Genomic DNA, 1143 nt, shown 5'->3' on the forward strand with positions numbered 1-1143 from the left:
GCGGATCATGGCCCACAGGACGTTCAAGCGGCGGCGCGCGAGAGCCAGCAGCGCTTGCTTGTGTCCCTTCCCCTCGGCTCGCTTGCGTGCGTAGAACGCCTTGGAGGCCGGACAGCTCTTCAGGCTGGAGAGCGCGGAGAGGTACATGGCGTTGAGCAGCCCGCGGTGGAAACGGCGCGGTCTGCGGAGGTTTCCACTGACGCGACCGGAGTCACGCGGGGCAGGTGCCAGGCCGGCGAAGCCGGCGAGCCGGTCGGTGCTGCCGAAGGCGTCCATGTCCCCACCTGTGGCCGCGATGAACACGGCGCCCATCATCTTGCCCATGCCGGGCAGGCTGAGGATCACCTCCGCATCCGGGTGCTCGCGAAACCGGGCCTCGATGAGAGCTTCGACCTCCGCGATCTCCTCATCAAGGGCCATCACCCCCTTCGCGAGACGGACCACCATGGCGGCGGCCAGCTTCTCCCCGGCAAGGGCCGTGTGCTGGGCCTCGGCCGCTTCCACCGCTGTTCTGGCGAGCGTGGCGGCACCTCGGACCTTGCGGTTGCGCAGCCACGTCTCGATCCGCTTGGTCCCGGTGCGGCGGATCGCGGCCGGGGTCTGGTAGCCCGTGAGCAGGATGGCCGGGCCCTTGTTGGTCAGGTCCAGCGATCGTTCCAGTGCCGGGAAGATCTCCAACAGTTGCGCGCGGAGCCGGTTGATCTGGCGAGTGCGGTCGGCCACGAGGTCTGTGCGGCGGGTGGTGAGCGTGCGCAGGTCGACGGCGACTTCGTCGCCGGGCCGCAGCGGGCCCAGGTCCCGGCGCATGCGGGCCTGGTCGGCGATGATGAAGGCGTCCTTGGCGTCCGTCTTGCCCTCGCCTCGGTAGGAAGCAGAGGCGCGGTGCACGGTCAGGCCGGTGATGTAGACCATCGGCTGGTCGTGGCTGAGCAGCAGACCGATCAGCAGCGCGGCGCCACCGCCGTTGAGGTCAACAGCCCACAGCACGTTGGTGTCGAGGGCCAGGACATCACCGATCAGCTCCAGCAGGGCCGACTCATCGTTCAGGACCCGGCGGGACAGCAGCCGTTCGCCGTCTTGGTCGATCACCACGCAGTGGTGATGTTCCTTGCCGATGTCCACTCCGGCCCATATCCGGGGCAC

Annotated in this window: 1 protein-coding gene; it reads right to left on the minus strand. The window is 68.6% G+C overall.

What is annotated here, in order from left to right:
* Positions 1-1143, minus strand: a 1143-nt coding sequence (locus tag IE273_RS43105; RefSeq protein WP_189820551.1) for an IS110 family RNA-guided transposase, incomplete at its 3' end; no start/stop codon positions are given.

The sequence above is a fragment of the Streptomyces olivaceoviridis genome (assembly GCF_014650115.1).
GTDB lineage: Bacteria > Actinomycetota > Actinomycetes > Streptomycetales > Streptomycetaceae > Streptomyces > Streptomyces olivaceoviridis.